Annotated in this window: 16 protein-coding genes and 1 pseudogene; 8 read left to right on the forward strand and 9 right to left on the reverse strand. The window is 65.4% G+C overall.

What is annotated here, in order from left to right:
- The first annotated feature begins 139 nt into the window (after nucleotides 1-139).
- The 3 genes and pseudogenes from LFM09_RS46905 to LFM09_RS46915 form a co-directional block, all read left to right on the forward strand.
- Nucleotides 140-1,939 (forward strand): VanW family protein, encoded by a 1,800-nt coding sequence (locus LFM09_RS46905; protein ID WP_414103155.1) that lies wholly within the window; start codon nucleotides 140-142, stop codon nucleotides 1,937-1,939.
- Nucleotides 1,940-2,048: 109 nt separating this feature from the next.
- Nucleotides 2,049-2,777 (forward strand): DUF1206 domain-containing protein, encoded by a 729-nt coding sequence (locus tag LFM09_RS46910; RefSeq protein WP_414103140.1) that lies wholly within the window; start codon nucleotides 2,049-2,051, stop codon nucleotides 2,775-2,777.
- Between the two features lie 123 nt (nucleotides 2,778-2,900).
- Nucleotides 2,901-3,935, forward strand: a pseudogene (locus tag LFM09_RS46915) (Cmx/CmrA family chloramphenicol efflux MFS transporter); the annotation flags it as partial.
- A gap of 76 nt (nucleotides 3,936-4,011) precedes the next feature.
- Here the strand turns inward: LFM09_RS46915 and LFM09_RS46920 are convergent.
- Both LFM09_RS46920 and LFM09_RS46925 read right to left on the reverse strand, forming a co-directional pair.
- Complete coding sequence (locus LFM09_RS46920; RefSeq protein ID WP_414103141.1) at nucleotides 4,012-5,847, reverse strand: acyl-CoA dehydrogenase; 1,836 nt, start codon at nucleotides 5,845-5,847, stop codon at nucleotides 4,012-4,014.
- Between the two features lie 151 nt (nucleotides 5,848-5,998).
- Entirely contained in the window at nucleotides 5,999-7,033 is a 1,035-nt protein-coding gene (locus LFM09_RS46925) for an FAD-dependent oxidoreductase (protein WP_414103142.1), read from the reverse strand.
- An 82-nt stretch (nucleotides 7,034-7,115) separates the two neighbouring features.
- Here LFM09_RS46925 and LFM09_RS46930 point away from each other — a divergent pair, with 82 nt between their 5' ends.
- Nucleotides 7,116-7,694: a TetR/AcrR family transcriptional regulator gene (locus LFM09_RS46930; RefSeq protein ID WP_414103143.1), complete on the forward strand. Its 579-nt coding sequence runs from the start codon at nucleotides 7,116-7,118 to the stop codon at nucleotides 7,692-7,694.
- Here the strand turns inward: LFM09_RS46930 and LFM09_RS46935 are convergent.
- The gene (locus LFM09_RS46935) at nucleotides 7,656-8,294 is read right to left on the reverse strand and encodes a LuxR C-terminal-related transcriptional regulator (RefSeq protein ID WP_414103144.1); all 639 of its coding nucleotides are present in this window, start codon (nucleotides 8,292-8,294) and stop codon (nucleotides 7,656-7,658) included. The two genes, LFM09_RS46930 and LFM09_RS46935, sit on opposite strands and share 39 nt — an antisense overlap.
- A 243-nt stretch (nucleotides 8,295-8,537) precedes the next feature.
- On the opposite strand from LFM09_RS46935, the gene LFM09_RS46940 reads away from it, so the two are divergent.
- Nucleotides 8,538-10,052 carry a sodium:solute symporter family protein gene (locus LFM09_RS46940; RefSeq protein WP_414103145.1) on the forward strand — a complete coding sequence of 505 codons (1,515 nt, stop codon included), beginning with the start codon at nucleotides 8,538-8,540 and terminating at the stop codon, nucleotides 10,050-10,052.
- On the opposite strand, the gene LFM09_RS46945 is transcribed toward LFM09_RS46940, so the two are convergent.
- Nucleotides 10,042-10,404, reverse strand: a complete 363-nt coding sequence (locus LFM09_RS46945; protein WP_414103146.1) for a hypothetical protein — start codon at nucleotides 10,402-10,404, stop codon at nucleotides 10,042-10,044. The genes LFM09_RS46940 and LFM09_RS46945 overlap by 11 nt on opposite strands.
- Nucleotides 10,405-10,496: 92 nt before the next feature.
- Between LFM09_RS46945 and LFM09_RS46950 the strand changes: the two genes are divergently transcribed.
- Complete coding sequence (locus tag LFM09_RS46950; protein WP_414103147.1) at nucleotides 10,497-10,913, forward strand: hypothetical protein; 417 nt, start codon at nucleotides 10,497-10,499, stop codon at nucleotides 10,911-10,913.
- Here LFM09_RS46950 and LFM09_RS46955 read toward each other — a convergent pair.
- The 4 genes from LFM09_RS46955 to LFM09_RS46970 form a co-directional block, all read right to left on the reverse strand.
- Nucleotides 10,910-11,488 (reverse strand): response regulator, encoded by a 579-nt coding sequence (locus LFM09_RS46955; protein ID WP_414103148.1) that lies wholly within the window; start codon nucleotides 11,486-11,488, stop codon nucleotides 10,910-10,912. The genes LFM09_RS46950 and LFM09_RS46955 overlap by 4 nt on opposite strands.
- 78 nt (nucleotides 11,489-11,566) lie before the next feature.
- Complete coding sequence (locus tag LFM09_RS46960) at nucleotides 11,567-11,815, reverse strand: TIR domain-containing protein (protein ID WP_414103149.1); 249 nt, start codon at nucleotides 11,813-11,815, stop codon at nucleotides 11,567-11,569.
- 14 nt (nucleotides 11,816-11,829) lie between these two features.
- Nucleotides 11,830-12,201, reverse strand: coding sequence for a hypothetical protein (locus LFM09_RS46965; protein ID WP_414103156.1), 372 nt, complete (start codon nucleotides 12,199-12,201; stop codon nucleotides 11,830-11,832).
- 132 nt (nucleotides 12,202-12,333) lie between these two features.
- A complete protein-coding gene (locus LFM09_RS46970; RefSeq protein WP_414103150.1) occupies nucleotides 12,334-12,750 on the reverse strand; it encodes a roadblock/LC7 domain-containing protein in 417 nt (138 codons plus the stop codon).
- Between the two features lie 662 nt (nucleotides 12,751-13,412).
- On the opposite strand from LFM09_RS46970, the gene LFM09_RS46975 reads away from it, so the two are divergent.
- Nucleotides 13,413-14,057: a hypothetical protein gene (locus LFM09_RS46975; RefSeq protein ID WP_414103151.1), complete on the forward strand. Its 645-nt coding sequence runs from the start codon at nucleotides 13,413-13,415 to the stop codon at nucleotides 14,055-14,057.
- A 97-nt stretch (nucleotides 14,058-14,154) separates the two neighbouring features.
- Nucleotides 14,155-14,607 (forward strand): DUF2511 domain-containing protein, encoded by a 453-nt coding sequence (locus LFM09_RS46980; protein ID WP_414103152.1) that lies wholly within the window; start codon nucleotides 14,155-14,157, stop codon nucleotides 14,605-14,607.
- 50 nt (nucleotides 14,608-14,657) lie between these two features.
- On the opposite strand, the gene LFM09_RS46985 is transcribed toward LFM09_RS46980, so the two are convergent.
- Entirely contained in the window at nucleotides 14,658-15,800 is a 1,143-nt protein-coding gene (locus LFM09_RS46985) for a hypothetical protein (protein ID WP_414103153.1), read from the reverse strand.
- Nucleotides 15,801-16,322: the final 522 nt, after the last annotated feature.

Genomic DNA, 16,322 nt, shown 5'->3' on the forward strand with positions numbered 1-16,322 from the left:
GCAGACGACGAAGATCTCGCCCGTGACCGTGGACGCGTCCACGGAGGCGTGGCCGTCTGAGGAACCGGACAACGAGCCGACCATCACCGCGGCGGTGCCCGGTGTGGGCTTCCCGGCCGGTGAGGACGCCACCGAGTACATGCAGCCGGTGCCGCCACCGCCGCCACCAGCACAGCCACTGCCGCAGCCGGAGGACTCCGGCGTGTACGGGCCCGTCATGATCGAGCCCGGCGAGGAAGAGCAGCCCAAGAACAACAAGAAGAAGGCCCTGATCGTGGCCGCGGCCGTCGTCGGCGCGTTCGGCCTGCTCTACGGCCTCGACATCCTGGTCTCCAGCGGCAACGTGCCGCGCGGCGTGACCGTGGCGGGCGTCGACGTCGGCGGCATGAGCCACGACGACGCCGAGAAGAAGCTTCGCGACGAGATCGGCCCGCGGCTGAGCAAGCCGGTCGCGCTCAAGGCCGGTGACGTCAACGCCGAGCTCGACCCCCAGGCGGCGGGTCTGGAGCTCGACTGGGACGGCACGATCGACCGTGCCGGCAGCCAGCCGCTCAGCCCGATCACGCGCGTCACCTCGTTCTTCACCAGCCGTGAGGTCGGTGTCGCGACCAAGGGCGACGACGCGAAGGTCACCGGCGCGCTGGAGGCCCTGCGCCCCAAGCTCGACCACGACCCGATCGAGGGCACCATCAAGTTCGAGGGCGCCAACCCGGTCGCCGTCGACCCGCACGACGGTCAGAAGCTGCGTGCCGAAGAGGCCGCGAAGGCCGTCGTCGCGAACTGGGCGTCCGGCAACGCGGTCGAGGTCCCGATGGACTTCACCCCGGTCAAGACGACCAAGGAGGGCGTCGAGAAGGCGCTCAACGACATCGTCAAGACGGCGGTCTCCGGCCCGGTCAAGATCAAGGGCGAGGGCAAGGACGCGACCCTGACGCCTGAGCAGGTCGCCACCACGCTGGCGTTCGCGCCCGGCGAGGGCGGCGCGCTCAACGTCGCGGCGAACAAGGACAAGCTCATCGAAGCCGCCGCGCCGCAGCTCAAGGACACGGTCAAGGAGGGCAAGGACGCCCAGATCGTGTTCGAGGGCGGCCGGCCGACGGTCAAGGAGTCGGTGGACGGCCTCGACATCGACTGGGACAAGAACCTCCAGCCGTACTTCGACGTGCTCAAGAAGACCGACCAGCGCGAGCTGAAGGCCGAGTACAAGCACACGCCCGCGAAGGTCACCACCGAGCAGGCGAACAAGATGGGCATCAAGGAGGTCATCGGCGAGTTCACCACCAACAACTTCGCCGCGGCCTCTGGCGTCAACATCCGCGTCGTCGCCGAGAAGGTCAACGGCGCGATCGTGAAGCCCAAGGAGACGTTCAGCCTCAACAAGTACACCGGCCCCCGCGGCACCGCGCAGGGCTATGTCGAGGCGGGCATCATCGAGAACGGCATCCCCGGCAAGGCGGTCGGTGGTGGCATCTCGCAGTTCGCGACCACTCTCTACAACGCGTACTACTACGCGGGCATGAAGGACGCGGGCCACAAGGAGCACAGCTACTGGATCACGCGGTACCCGAAGGGCCGCGAGGCCACCGTGTTCATGGACGGCGCGGGCAACAGCCTGATCGACATCGCGTTCACGAACCCGGACGACACGGGCATCGCCATCCAGACGATCTGGACCCCGTCCTCGATCACGATCAAGCTCTGGGGAACCAAGAACTACGACGTCACCGGCTCCACCAGCGGTGAGTTCAACCCCACCCAGCCGCAGGAGAAGAAGGTCAACAAGGAGGGGTGCTCGCCGAGCCCCGGTGCTCCTGGCTTCTCGGTGACGGACACCCGCACGATCAAGGACCGCCGTACCGGCCAGTCCCGCAGCGAGTCGCGCACGGTCCGTTACGACCCGCAGTTCAAGATCATCTGCGAGCCACCACCAGGCGGCTGAGCCTTCTTCAGGTTCGACAGTGGCCACGCGCGGGTATCACCCGTTCGTGGCCACTGTTGCGCATGAAGCACGAAGACATCCCGCCGTCCAGGTCTTGGGGCGGGCGGGCATGGTTGTGTACGGAGCCGTCCACGTGCTCGTCGCGTGGCTCGCGCTCCAGGTCGCGTTCGGCACGGACGCGGAGAAGACGGACTCGAAGGGCGCGCTGAGCGAGCTCGCCAAGAACGGCGCCTGGCTGTTGTGGACGGTCGGCATAGGCCTGGTGTTCTTCGCGCTCTGGCAGTTGCTGCTGGCGTGCGTCGGCTACTCGTACATCGGCAAGAAGCGCAAACGGATCTCCAAGCGCATCGGCTCCGTCGCACGCGCCATCACCGCGGGCGCGATCGCGCTGGGTGCCTTCAAGTACGCGACGAGCGGCAGCTCCGGAGACTCGACCCAGCAGCAGCAGGAGCTGACCGCACAGGTCATGGCGTGGCCGGGCGGCCAACTGATCGTCGGCGCGGTCGCGATCGGCGTGCTCATCACCGCCGGCGTGATCATCTACAAGGGCATCAAGAAGTCCTTCGAGAAGGACCTCGACATGAGCCGCGCGCCGTCGTGGATCGAACCCGTCGGCCGGATCGGCTGGATCGGCAAGGGGTTCGCGTACGGCGTGATCGGTGTCCTGATCGGACTGGCCGCGATCAACGCGGACCCGCAGCAGTCCGGCGGCATGGACAAGGCGCTGCACACGTTGGCAGCACAGCCCTACGGCATGTTCTTGCTCGCGGCCGTGGCGATCGGCATCGCCGCGTTCGGCGTCTACTGCTTCGTCGCGGCGAGGGCTTTGAGGGAATAACGGCGTGCGCCGACCAGAGCATCGCCAGTAGCGTGCTGCTCGTGGTGACTCCGGAGGCGAACAGGTTCGGGGCTGCGGTCTAGCCGTCAGCCCCGAAAACCTCTTCGCCTCCGGAGCCGTTCCGTGCCTTTTTCGCTGTACCTGCTTGCCCTGGCCGTGTTCGCCATGGGCACCTCCGAGTTCATGCTCGCCGGTCTGCTGCCGGCCATCGCCGACGACTTCGGCGTGTCCGTCGGCACTGCCGGGCTGCTCACCTCGGCGTTCGCCGCCGGCATGGTCATAGGCGCACCGCTGATGGCGGTGCTCACCCGCAACTGGTCGCCGCGCCTCAGTCTGTTCGGGTTCGTCATCGTCTTCCTGGGCGCACACGTGGCCGGGGCCATCACCACGAACTTCGGCGTGCTGCTCGCCACCAGGGTCGTCGCCGCGCTCGCGAACGCAGGTTTTCTCGCCGTGGCACTGACAACGGCTTCCACGCTCGCGTCACCGCGCCGGCGTGGGCGCGCGCTCGCCGTGTTGTTGTCAGGAACGACCGTGGCCACGATCGCCGGTGTGCCGGGCGGCTCGTTGCTCGGCACCGCGCTCGGTTGGCGTGCAACGTTTCTCGCGGTCGCCCTGCTCTGCGCACCGGCGGCGATCGGTGTCCTGAAAGGGATTCCGGCGAACCGCGACCGCGTCTTCACGCCCGCGCTGCGACCGGAGCTCGCCGAGCTCGCCAAGCCGCGGCTGGCGCTGGTGATGGTGCTCGCGGTGCTGGTGAACGCGGTGACGTTCGGCCACTTCACGTTTCTGGCGCTGGTCGTCACGGACGTCGCCGGGCTGAGCGACTGGTGGGTGCCGGTCGCGCTGGTGCTGTTCGGGATCGGGTCGTTCGTCGGCGTCACCGTCGGCGGCAGGCTGGCCGACTCCTCGCCACGGCCTGTCGTCGCGTTCGGTGGACCGCTGGTGCTCATCGGTTGGGTGAGCCTCGACGTGCTCGGCAACGAGCCGCTCGTGTTGCTGCCGCTGGTCTTCGTGCTGGGTGCGGTGTCGTTCGCGGTCGGCAGCACGTTGATCGCCCGCGTGCTGCACCACGCGGCGGGTGCGCCCACGATGGCCGGTTCCTACGCGACGGCCGCGCTCAACATCGGTGCCGTCGCCGGACCGCTGATCATGGCCCTGTAGATGAGAAACGGGTCCCCGCACCTCGGGCAGGAGGTGCGGGGACCCGTCGTCTGTTCGAGCGAGACGCGTCCTAGAAGACGTTCTCGTCGATGTCCATCAGCGAGTTGTCGGTCGACTCGGCGATCTTGCGGCGGGCGGTGAGCTCCGGCAGCACGCTCTTCGCGAAGAACGACGCCACGGCGATCTTGCCCTCGTAGAACGCCTTGTCCTTGGCCGACGGCGCGCCGTCGAGCTTCTGCAGCGCGACCTCGGCCTGGCGCAGCAGCAGCCAGCCGACGAGCACGTCACCCGCGGTCATCAGCAGGCGGACCGAGTTCTGGCCGACCTTGTAGAGGTTGCGGACGTCTTCCTGCGACGAAGTCAGGAAGCCGACCAGCGCGCCGAGCATGCCCTGCAGGTCCTCAAGACCCTGCTTGAGCAGTGCGCGCTCCTCCTTCAGGCGACCGTTGCCGCCCTCGTTGTCGAGGAACGACTGGATCTCGCCGTTGATGAACGCGAGCGCCTGGCCCTTGTCGCGGATGATCTTCCGGAAGAAGAAGTCCAGCGACTGGATGGCCGTGGTGCCCTCGTACAGCGAGTCGATCTTCGAGTCCCGGATGTACTGCTCGATCGGGTACTCCTGCAGGAAGCCCGAGCCGCCCAGGGTCTGCAGCGACTGCGCCAGCTGCTCGTACGCGCGCTCCGAGCCGACGCCCTTGACGATCGGCAGCAGCAGGTCGTTGACCTGGGCCGCGAGCTTGGCGTCGTCGCCGCCGAGCATCACCTTGTCCTGGAACGTCGCGGTGTACAGGTACACGGCGCGCAGGCCCTCGGCGTACGCCTTCTGCAGCATCAGGCTGCGGCGCACGTCCGGGTGGTTGGTGATGGTGACGCGCGGGGCGGTCTTGTCCGTCATGCGCGTCAGGTCGGCGCTCTGCACGCGCTCCTTGGCGTAGGACAGCGCGTTCAGGTAACCGGTCGACAGCGTCGCGATGGCCTTCGTGCCGACCATCATGCGGGCGTACTCGATGACGTCGAACATCTGCGCGATGCCGTCGTGCACCTCGCCCAGCAGCCAGCCCTTGGCCGGGGTGCCGTGCTGGCCGAACGTCAGCTCGCACGTGGTGGACGCCTTGATGCCCATCTTGTGCTCGACGTTGGTCACGAAGGCACCGTTGCGCTCGCCCAGGTCACCGGACTCCGGGTCGAAGTGGAACTTCGGCACGAGGAACAGCGACAGGCCCTTGGTGCCCGGCTTGGCCTCGACGCCTTCGCCCTCGGGGCGCGCCAGCACCAGGTGCATGATGTTCTCGGTCAGGTCCTGGTCACCGGACGTGATGAACCGCTTCACGCCCTCGATGTGCCAGGAGCCGTCGTCCTGCTTGATCGCCTTGGTGCGACCGGCACCGACGTCGGAACCGGCGTCCGGCTCGGTCAGCACCATCGTGGCGCCCCAGCCGCGGTCGATCATGATCTGCGCCCAGTGCTTGTCGCGCTCGGTGCCGTTGTTGTAGACGACCGTCGCGAAGCTCGGGCCCGCCAGGTACATGTAGATCGGCGGGTTGGCGCCCAGGATCATCTCGGACGCGGCCCAGGCGACCGAGGGAGGCGTGCCGAAGCCGCCCAGCGCCTCGGGCAGGAACATGCGGTACCACTCGCCGTCCCACACCGCCTTGTACGACTTCTTCAGCGACTCCGGCAGGGTCGCCGTGAACGTCGTCGGGTCGTACTTCGGCGGGTTGCGGTCGGCGTCGGCGAACGAGTCCGCGAGGGGACCCTCCGCCAGCGTCTTCATCTCGGCCAGAACGCCGCGCGCGGTGTCCTCGTCGGACTGCTCGAACGGCCCCTTGCCGAGGTGGTCCTGCACGTTGAAGACCTCGAACAGGTTGAATTCGAGATCCCGGACGTTGCTCTTGTAGTGGCCCATCTCGTCAGCTCACTCCTCAGGGTCGCGGCGGGGTCGCCTACTGACCGGTAACAACAGGGTATTACTCGACAGTAACCCCGGCAAGGGCGACCACCCACTGGTGGCGAAGTAGACAGTCCTCTGCGCACCCTGAATCGGGCATGAGAGCCGGTCAGACGCGTATCGGGCGCTCAGGAACCATGTCGCGCAGTCCCGCGTTCGTGCGCTCCTGTGCGTCGATCGCGCGCGGCAACATGACAGATTCGTAGGCCCGCACACCGTCTCGGACACCGTGCTCGGTGATCGCGAGCGCCAGTTCGGCGGCGTCCTCCATGGCGAGGTTCGCGCCGACGCCCAGCGGTGGCATCAGGTGGGCGGCGTCACCGAGCAGTGTCACGCCCGGCGTGTTCTCCCACGTGTGGGGCACCGGCAGCGCGTAGAGCGGGCGGTGGACCAGGTCGCCGGCGAGGAAGGCCTGGAGCGACGGGTGCCAGTCCTCGTAGAGGTGCAGCAGCTCGCTGTTGGAGGGCCTCCAATCCTCACGCGCGCGCATGCACGCGTACGCGCGGATGTGGTCGCCGCTGCTGCGCTGCGACCACAGCATCAGGCCCTCGTGGTCGGCGACCATCGTGCCCTGGCCGGTCAGGTCGAGCAGCTGCTCGTCGTTGTCGTGCCGGGTCTCGACGAACATCACGCCGGTGTACTCGGGGATGGCGTCCGACAAGGCCGCGCGCACCCGTGACCAGGCGCCGTCCGCGCCGATGACCAGGTCGAACGACGCGGTCGAGTCGTCCAGGAAGGTCACCTCGCCCGGTGTCGCAGCCTTGATGCCCAGGCCCCACGTCACGGTGCTCGGCGTGAGCGATCCCAGCAGCAGGTCGCGGAGCTGACCGCGGTCGATCTCGGGCCGGAAGTCGCCCTCAGGTGGTTCGTGCTCGATCAACGCGGCTGTGGCGTGGTCGACCTTGCGCTGCTCCTGGCCCTCGAAGCGGGCGAGCGCGCGCCACTCGTCGAACAGGCCGGCGGCGCGGATCGCCTCCTGGCCGCTGTCGGCGTGCAGGTCGATCGTGCCGCCCTGCTGGCGGGCGTCGGGTGAGCTCTCGCGCTCGAACACGGTGACGTCGTCGAAGCCGTGCAACTGGAGTACTCGGGCGCAGGTGAGGCCTCCGAGGCCGGCTCCTGCGATGGCGATGCGTGGCGTGGTCATGCCATCGATGAAACCGTATCAACTACAAAAGTGCAATCACTACACTTTTGAAGTGGCTCAACTCGCACGCTAGGATCGGGCGGTGACCGAACTCGGCCGCCGTGAGCGCAAGAAGCTGCAGACCCGCCAGTCGATCGCCGACGCGGCGCTGGAGCTGTTCCTGGCGCGAGGGTTCGACGACGTGGGTGTGAAGGAGATCGCCGACCGCGCGGACGTGTCGGTGACGACGCTGTTCAAGCACTTCCCGAGCAAGGAGGCGCTGCTCTTCGACGAGGACGAGGAGCAGGAGACGGCGCTGGTCGACGCCGTGCGGAACCGCCCGGCCGGGCAGTCGATCCCCCGTGCGCTGCGGGACCACTTCGTGGGCATGGCCTCGGGGCACGCCGACCACCCGTTGTTCGTCAGCTTCCACCGGCTGGTGGAGTCGACGCCCGCGTTGCGCGAGTACGAGCACCGGATGTGGATGCGCCACCAGGTGCGGCTGGCGCGGGTCATCGCCGGCGAGATCGGCGCGCCGGAGGACGACGTCAGGTGCGCCGCGCTGGCTCGGTTCGCGCTGGAGGCGCGGGACGTGATCTTCGGGCGTGAGGACCGCGAGCGGGTCGCGGACGAGGTGTTCGGGCTACTCGAACACGGGTGGGCGGCCGACCAGCAGTCCTGACCGGTAGGCGAGCGACACGGCGTGCGTTCTGTCGCGCGCACTGAGCTTGCGCAGGATGCCCTTCACGTGGGTGCGCACGGTCTCGACGGACACGATGAGCTCGTCGGCGACCTGCTGGTTCTCCAGGCCGTCCGCGATGAGCGTGAGCACCTCGTACTCGCGCCGGGTCAGCGTCGGTCGTTCCTTCGGTCGCAGGTCGGGGTGCACGTAGCCGCGTGAACGGCATGTTTCCGCGATCACCCGCACGATCTGCTCCGGCTGGGCGCTTCGCGGCACCACGCCGCGCACTCCCGCCTCCAGCACGGAGGTCACGTAGTTCGCGTGCGAGTGGGCGTCCCTGACGAGTCCGATGACCAGCAGGGTCGGGTCGCGTTCGACCAGCAGCCGGGCCAGATGCCCGACCGGGTCGAGCACGGAGTCGACGAGCAGCACGTCGGGGCGCAGTCGTTCGTGCAGGCGAACGGCCGCGTGCAGATCGCCCGTCGAGCCGAGCCACCGCAGGCCTGGGGTCCGCCGGACGAGCGCGGACAGGCCTTCGCGGTAGAGCGGTACGGGGTCGATCAGCGCGACGCCGGGGGCAGGCCGGCCGGGCGGGAGCATCAGCACCTCCGTTCGTGCTTCTGGAGGTGAGACGTGGTTCCCCTGGTCGTGTGACGCGGAATAGCCGGTTCACGTGGGTGAACAAGGGTCACGAATGTGATTCAAGACTGGCTGGGGTCTTCCATCCCGGGGCAACAGTCTCGTAAGACCTACGTCACATATCCCGTGCGGATGTGCCAGGTTCCGCCGCCCGAGGCCTGGTGCGCTCTCGCGGGCACACGTGTGTGCACGCAAGGAGGTCACATGGGCACCCTCGATTGGATCGTGGTCGCCGGATATTTCGTGGTGATGGTCGGCATCGGGCTCTGGTCCCGCGGGCGGATCAAGAACATCGCCGACTTCTTCACCGCGGGCGGCAAGATGCCGTGGTGGTTGTCGGGCATCTCGCACCACATGTCCGGGTACAGCGCCGTCATGTTCGTCGCCTTCGCGGCGGAGGCGTACCGGCTCGGTCTCACGGTCTACATCTGGTGGTCGCTGACGATCGGTCTCGGCGTCGGCATCGGCGCCTTCCTCTGGGCGCCCGCCTGGAACCGGCTGCGCGCCAAGCACGACGTGAAGTCGCCGCTCGAGTACCTGGCCATCCGCTACAACGTGCCGACGCAGCAGCTCATGGCGTGGGCCGGTGCGGGCCTGAAGGTCGTCGACATCGCGGCCAAGTGGGTAGCCGTGGCGTTGTTGCTCAAGGGTTTCGCCGGCGTGGACATCCCAGTGGGCATCGCGCTCGTCGGCGTCGTCACGATGGTCTACTCGGTGCTGGGCGGCCTCTGGGCCGACGCGCTGACCGACTTCGGCCAGTTCATCATCCAGGGCCTCGCGGGCTTCGCGATGTTCTTCGCGGTCGCCTCGCACTTCGGCGGCATCGACTTCATGTGGACGATCTGGGACAAGCTCCCCGAGAGCCACAGCGACCCGCTGACCGGCCCCTACACGCTGACGTTCTTCATGGCGCTCTTCCTGATCAAGACGCTGGAGTACAACGGCGGCATGTGGAACCTGGCCCAGCGCTACATGGCGGCCCCGTCGGGCTTCGCCGCGAAGCGCTCGGCCCTGCTCTCCGCCGCGCTGTGGCTGGTGTGGCCGCTCATCCTGTTCTTCCCGATGTGGGCGGCGCCGCTGATCGTGCCGGGCATGGAGGCGAACGCGGAGCAGGCCTACGTCGAGATGGGCAAGGCCATGCTCCCCGCGGGCATGGTGGGCCTCGTCCTCGCCGGCTTCTTCTCGCACACGATGGCGATGGTCTCCTCCGACGCCAACGTCATCACCGCCGTCATCACCCGTGACATCCTTCCGCGCATCTGGAAGGGCGCCCGTGCGATGACCGCGGACGCGCAGCTGAAGCTGGCGCGCATCACGACGTTCCTGTTCATCGGCCTGTCGATGACCATCGCGTTGACGGCGGACACCAAGGGCTTCGTGCTGAAGGTCGTGATCGCCCTCGTTGCGGCCACGATGGGCCCGATCGCGATCCCGCTGATGCTCGGCCTGCTCCCGTGGTTCCGCAAGGTCGGCCCGACCGCCGCCCTCACGTCGACCATCGGTGGCCTGAGCACCTGGGTGTTCCTCTACGTCGAACAGCAGTTCCTGAAGGACTTCGCCGTCTCTCAGGCCCTGATCGTCTCGACGCCGCTGCTGGTCTCCCTGGTCCTGTACCTGGTGATCGGCTTCGCGAAGCCGGAACCCTCGGCCGAGCGCGACGCACTGATCGACTCGCTGAAGTCCGACGCTCCCGACGACGTGGAAGCCGTCAAGGCGTAACGCGTTCCTTCTGAATGATCCTCGCGGCGGCGCACCCGAACAGGGTCGCCGCCGCGAGCCATATGTACGGCATCGGCGTACCCGTGTACGTCAGCGTCGTGAGGGCCAGGACGGCCGAGGCACCGACGACGAGCCCGCACGTGTGCGTGACCGGATACGGACTCTTCAGGACCGTGACGACCGCGAGCGGCACCAACAGGAACCCGTACGCCAGCACGCGTGTGAGCAGCGTCGCGTGCTCAGCAACCTCGTACTTGAACGCCGGCACAGCGAGCTGGGTGAGGACGAGCCCGACCAGGAGCCCGATCGCGAGACTCAGCAGCACGGTAAGCCCTTGCCAGACGCGCGTCATGCGCTTCAAGACGCGTGTGTGACCCGATGGTTGCCGTGGCGTGCGTCATCACCACGAGACTCATGCGCCGTCACGCATGCACAGTGGATGCCATGGGTGCGTGGTTTCCTGCAGACGAGGCCGAACTGGCCGCCGGCTTCCGGCTGTGGCTTGAGCTGAGCGACCGCGTCTACCCCGACCCGTCGTGGGACGGCACCCCGGCCGACGCCATCCGCCAGGTCCGCGACCTGCTCGCGGCCTGCGAATCGATCCGCCTGGACTACCTCGCCGAGGCCTCCGAGCCCTCCGTGGCGCTGCTGCAACTCCTGCAGTCCATGCCGTTCGTCGCTTCGTTCCCCGTCGACCTGTGGCACGACGACACACACCCTCTGGACGTCGAACGCGCCGAACTGCTGCACGGCGACCTCGCCTCGTTCGCCGACCACGTGGCCGGGGTGCGTGCGGCGCTGGCTCGTGGTGGTGGCTGGGTGGAGCTGGACCGGCGGCCGTGGGGCCTGCCGGTCGACTAACGCAGTGCCTTGGTGACCATGTCCACCAGTTCGCTCGGGTCCGCGGTCACGCCCTGCGCGCCACGGGCCGCCGCTTCGAGCTGGTACTCACGCGCTGCCGGACCGGTGTAGAGGAAGAACGGCGTCGCCTGGTCGTTCGCCCGGAGCTGGTTCAGCAGTGCGAAGCCCTCTTCCGGCCCCTCGGCCCGGCCCATGTCCGAGATGATCGCCCCGTACCGGCGGTGACTGAGCAGAGCCATGGCCTGGGACGTCGACGTGGCGAGCGTGAACTCGATGTCGAACGACTCGAACGCGGTCCGCTCGTGCCGGTTGTTGTCGGGATGGTCGTCGACCCAGAGGATGTGCCGCTTCCAGTCGTCACCTTCGAGCAGGCCGACGGCAACGCCCGCCCGCAGGACGCGGCCCGCGGCCTGTGAGATGTCGAGCCCTGACGGTTCCTTGTCCTGTGCCAGCACGAGCGAGAGCGCGCCGACGAGGACCTTCTCCAGCTGCGAGACGTTCATGTTCGAGACCAGCGTGCTCGCCTCAGGAACGGCGCGGTCCTGGCCGTCCAGCTCAGCCGCTCTGGTCGCCACGACGGACAGCTTCCGCTCCCAGGCAGCGCCCTGGAGGATCGGCGGCAGGTCCTTCTCCGGCAGCGACGAGTCGGCCAGCTACACGATGATCGGCACGCTGGCGCCCCAGAACGCCCCCAGCTCCGCGCCACACCAGCTCGACCGCACCGACGCATGGGTGGCGACGAAAACGCACACCGAGCACTTCTGCACGGCCGTGCGGAGCTGATCGCCCAGCGAGGAGCTGCCGGTCTTGATCTCGGACGGGTGCCAGTACGGCACGTCCATCTGGTCCAGCCAGTCGGTGACGTTCTCGTGCCGATGGGTGTCCGCGCGCCTCGCGGACACCCATCGGCCTCGGCTCAGACCACCAGTTCGGATTCGATGCGCTTGAGCTGGTGCCGAGCCATGGCGAGGTTTGCGCCATCTCTTTCCAGCACCAGGTACAGGAAAAGAGAACCCCGCGACTTCACGCCTCCCATGAGGCGGATCAGGTGGTACTGGCGGTGCAGCGTGATCAGGATGTCCTCGATGCTGTCGTTCAGCCCGAGAGACGACATCACCCGGAGTTTTGACCGGATGACCTCCGTATTTCCGGCCGCCGCGATTTCCAGGTTCAGCCAGTCACCGCCGCCGCTGGAGCCGAGCGACATTCCGCTGTCGTAGTCGACCAGTGCGACACCGACGGCACCGGCGATGGACATGGCTTCTTTCAACGCGATATCGATGTTCATCTGAATCAACTTTCCTGGGTCGGCTGATGGTTGGGACGACGTGGCCGATCTCCGGTGTCTCGGTCGCATGCGGACACGTCTCCATGCAGAAGAAATCGTTGACGAGAGCAATGAGCCGAGCGTCGTCATGTGTCAGGAGGCCAGGATCGCCCCGACCCGCTCGACCACGGTCTGGGACTCGTGGAGCAGGCGGCCGAGGTTGAGGCCCTTGTCCCCGAGCACGACCAGCAGTGACAGTCTGCCGATGGCGAAGACGGCCAGGTAGCCCTTGCTGCCGAACACCACGGTCTGGTTGAGCGGGCCCAGACCTGTCAGCTCCGCTGCCTGGCGTGCGACTCCGAGCTCGGTGGCGGCCAGCGCGGAGATGTGGGCGGCTTCGACATTTCTCGAAATGTCGGCGAGGATGGGGATCCCGTCGGATGCGGCTATCACCGTGTCGGTCACGCCGGTGACCTTTTCTCGAAGCTTCCGCATTTCGACGCCCAGGGCGTCGTGGTCCAGTTCGCCCCACTCCTGAACCGGAAACGCCGAACCGCTCAGGACTAACATTCCACCTCCGAAGACCTCAGGAATCACTCCGAGTGAATCCTGGATTGCAGAGCGGTATCTTGCGAACTGGCCATCCGATCGGGGGTACTTCACCCTCATCGACGGAGTGACCGTGAGGGTTACTTCTTACCTGTCGTTTCTGGCTGATCTCGCCCAGCGTCACCTGATCGAGTGAAGCATTCCAGGTCGTTCAGAAAAATTGTCAACCGGACGGTTCAATCGAAATTTTCATTCCCGATGGATGAGCGCCCAGGCGTGAGATCAAAAAGAAGGCCCAGGTCGCACGGACCTGGGCCTTCGAGTGGAGCGGGTGACGGGAATCGAACCCGCCTCTACAGCTTGGGAACCCGTTGCGGCAGGCCACGTCGAGGCCCTGACCTGCGAACTGGGTCAGTCACGATTGGCCGTGACGTACCCCTGCTGACCTGGGCTTACAGCACGCGGACAGCACGGCCGTGTTCTAGGGGCAGCTCGTCGGCATAGGTTCGGAGTTCCATCGTGCGGCAGTTGGAGACGGCAATAGCAGCTCGTCTACCTGCATGTATGCCAGGTGAGCTGGCTGGTGTCCCGTGATGGTCCCGCGCCACGTAACAGCCTGCTCAGTCGCTCGATGTTCTACGTACGTGTTTGCGCTCGCCGTTGTCCAACAGTAGGAGTCCGGTGTGTCGGTAGCTTGGGGCACGGTGCCGGACTGGATTGCTGGGGTCAGCACCTTCGGTGCGTTGTGTGCAGCTGCCGGTGCCGCCAAGGCTGCATACAAGCAGCTCACATACCTACGCTCTGATGAGCAGAGGCGGGTCAATGCAGACCGTCAACAACAGGCAAACCAGGTATGCGTGTGGATCACCGCCGACGCGTTTGGCGTCCCACACGTGTACTTCAATAATGCCAGCAATCTGCCGGTTTACGGCGTGACTGTCCGCTGCCGAGTGCCATGGCATCAAATAGGTGAGCTGCCGGGCATAGTCCACACGGAACTAGGAACACTCGGGCCGACAGAGAAGCCGATAGCGCTCTACAAAGTGGAGCAGGACCTACTGAAGACCGCGAAGGATCAGCTGATTAAGGAGGAGGCTGTTGACCACTATCGGTTCAAGGAAGGTTCTGAGCTTGCAAACTGGCAGTGCGACACTTGGGGACAGCTCGTAGAGCGCGACGTGAGTATAGGCGTGGCATTTCTCGATGCATCAAATCTGGCCTGGAGCCGCCACATGGATGGAACGCTGACGGACCATCGCAAGCTGGGACAAGCCCAGGAGGCACTCTTGCCGATCGCCTTGCGCAGAACTTCTATTTCTCCCACCTAACATCAGAGCTCGCCTGTCACCCAACGAAATGAAGCGCAAGCTTGCCTATGCGGAGCTATTGCGCCGACCTACATATAAGCAATATTCGGGAGGGCCGATGAACCCGAAGACCGCCAAACATCTATCATTTCTTTTGGTTGCCGCACTTGCTGGAAGTTGCAGCACACAGGCGCCCCCAAGTGGATCGAGTATAGATCCGACCGTGTCCACCGCTACACCGACGTCCACAATTTTATCTGTATCCGCGCCTGCACCTACCACAACCACGAACCAGACTCGCAATCCGACGCAAGCAAGAAGAGAACCGGGCGAAGTTCGGCGAGAGGACTTTGGGGAGAAGTGGCCACTCACGGTTGACGCAGGCATAGTTCGATGCCAGAACGGGGCGGTCACCTTCACCGCGAATGGTTTCAACTACGACGTTAATGGAACTGCGATGACAAAGAATCGAGGAAAAAAGATCGATGAAATCTGGGCAGACAACCCGAAGGTTCCGGGGCTGAAAATCAACATCAGCCCGATTATTGACCTCGGACTAAAGTTGTGCTGAACCGGAACCGATAATGCCCCATGTTCCAATGACATCGCCTAACGAGTGCGCTACGGCACTTTGACCAACCTGACGGCAGCAGGGTCGACCCCTGAGCCGAGTGCCAGGTACGGCAACTCATGCTCCCCGCCGATAACCTCAATCCCGGCTTTGCCGGCTGCATGGGCAGCCAAGAGCGACTGTCCATTGGCGATCGAGGAGTACAACGCCGCCGCGTATGCGAGAGCGTCGCCGTCCTCGATGCCGTCCTTCATGCCAACGGCCGCAGGAGCGAACCGTTCCACAAGGGAGTCCGCGGTACTGGCGGTGTGACAGGCGTTGAACACAATCAACGTAGGGGGATCGTCAGTAGCCGCACACACTGAGGCGAATGCACTAGCAGTCACAACTACGCCAGCGTGAAACTCATCTACATCGTCTTCGAACGAGATCAACTGCTCGCTTCCGTGACCCGAAAAATGCACGATATGCGGGCGAAATTTTACAATTCCCTCTTGCAGATCCTGTCGAGTGGCAGACAAACGCAAGTCGAATTCCACTTGGTCGCGATGCAGCGATGTCTCGACTGCCTTGCGGATGCGGCTGTGTTCGCGGGTGATTCGCAGATCACCCTCGGGAGACGCACCGAGCATGAGAATGCGAAGTTTCTCAGATTTGGGTGCGCCGATCGCACGAATCGCCTGCTCAGTCATCGCTTCGGTCTTGGCGACCCTACTTTGCGTCATGGCGATCTGATCGACCATTCTGCGCTGTTCTGCGATCGCCGCACGTTGAGCCAGTGCCTGCTGACGGGCGGCTCGTTGGCTTTCGTCTGCTTGAGCCTTTGCGATCTTCACCTGAAGTTTGGCTGCCTCCGCACCGTAGCCCGCGGCCTTAACTTCCAGCGCCGAAGCGTCCTTGCCATACTTATTCGCCGCCTCAAGCGCACGAGCCGCTTCTTGCCTCTTGCTTCGGGCCATAGATTGACTGCTCGTGCGCGCGGCTGACTCTTCTGCCTTCGCGGCCTCGATGCGCTTGCGCGATTCTTTGGTTCGAAGATCTGCTGCCCTCTTCATGGCGTCGGCTTGAGCCTTTTGCTTTGTCTCCAACTGCCGGTGGTCGTACGAAAGGCTCATGCTCGTGCTCACCTCTGTCGTCTGCGCGCCGCGCTCGGCGTCTTCCAGAAGAAGACCACCCTCGATCGTCACCCGCAAGTAAGTCGAACCTATGTTCGCACTAGATGTAGCGTCGCTGGCGTGGCTCGTGCGTATATGTAGAGATGGTGCCCGTGTTGCCGCTCCGTCGCTGACCTGGTCCTTTGCGACTTTGTTCACCCATGCGATGTCAAGCTGGCACACCAATCTGAGTGACCAAGATCACAACATGATGCCTACCTTGGGTGGTTGTTTTTGTCCTGTTGTGATGTCAAGTCACAGGTGAGAAGTCTGAGCCAATCGCAGCCATGAGACATCGTGCGCGACCACACCTCCCCGTTCCCTTGTCCCTGCTGCGCTTAGCGCCTGGACGGTGGTGTCAGGAGTGGCCGTAGGCCATCGCGTAGCGACGCGTAGCGCTCTTGGCGCCGGCGTCCAGGCGTTAAACGATGTTGGGACACGGGCGCGGGGACCCTACGAAACGTCCCCTTTCTTGCGGTGGCTGCGGGGCTGCTCGGGTCGCTGTCCCGTTCGGTCGGGGTAGGCCTTCCTCCGTCGCCGGGCGCGGGTGGGTGGCCGGAG

It is taken from the genome of Lentzea alba (genome assembly GCF_047445655.1).
GTDB lineage: Bacteria > Actinomycetota > Actinomycetes > Mycobacteriales > Pseudonocardiaceae > Lentzea > Lentzea alba_A.

Excerpts from the sequence above, each read along its gene's own strand:
- LFM09_RS46920 (WP_414103141.1), bottom strand. The coding sequence starts at position 5,847 with ATGGGCCACTACAAGAGCAACGTCCGGGATCTCGAATTCAACCTGTTC.
- LFM09_RS46980 (WP_414103152.1), top strand. The coding sequence starts at position 14,155 with ATGAACCCGAAGACCGCCAAACATCTATCATTTCTTTTGGTTGCCGCA.
- LFM09_RS46905 (WP_414103155.1), top strand. The coding sequence starts at position 140 with ATGCAGCCGGTGCCGCCACCGCCGCCACCAGCACAGCCACTGCCGCAG.
- LFM09_RS46965 (WP_414103156.1), bottom strand. The coding sequence starts at position 12,201 with ATGAACATCGATATCGCGTTGAAAGAAGCCATGTCCATCGCCGGTGCC.
- LFM09_RS46970 (WP_414103150.1), bottom strand. The coding sequence starts at position 12,750 with ATGTTAGTCCTGAGCGGTTCGGCGTTTCCGGTTCAGGAGTGGGGCGAA.
- LFM09_RS46950 (WP_414103147.1), top strand. The coding sequence starts at position 10,497 with ATGGGTGCGTGGTTTCCTGCAGACGAGGCCGAACTGGCCGCCGGCTTC.
- LFM09_RS46945 (WP_414103146.1), bottom strand. The coding sequence starts at position 10,404 with ATGACGCGCGTCTGGCAAGGGCTTACCGTGCTGCTGAGTCTCGCGATC.
- LFM09_RS46925 (WP_414103142.1), bottom strand. The coding sequence starts at position 7,033 with ATGACCACGCCACGCATCGCCATCGCAGGAGCCGGCCTCGGAGGCCTC.
- LFM09_RS46935 (WP_414103144.1), bottom strand. The coding sequence starts at position 8,294 with ATGCTCCCGCCCGGCCGGCCTGCCCCCGGCGTCGCGCTGATCGACCCC.
- LFM09_RS46910 (WP_414103140.1), top strand. The coding sequence starts at position 2,049 with ATGGTTGTGTACGGAGCCGTCCACGTGCTCGTCGCGTGGCTCGCGCTC.
- LFM09_RS46940 (WP_414103145.1), top strand. The coding sequence starts at position 8,538 with ATGGGCACCCTCGATTGGATCGTGGTCGCCGGATATTTCGTGGTGATG.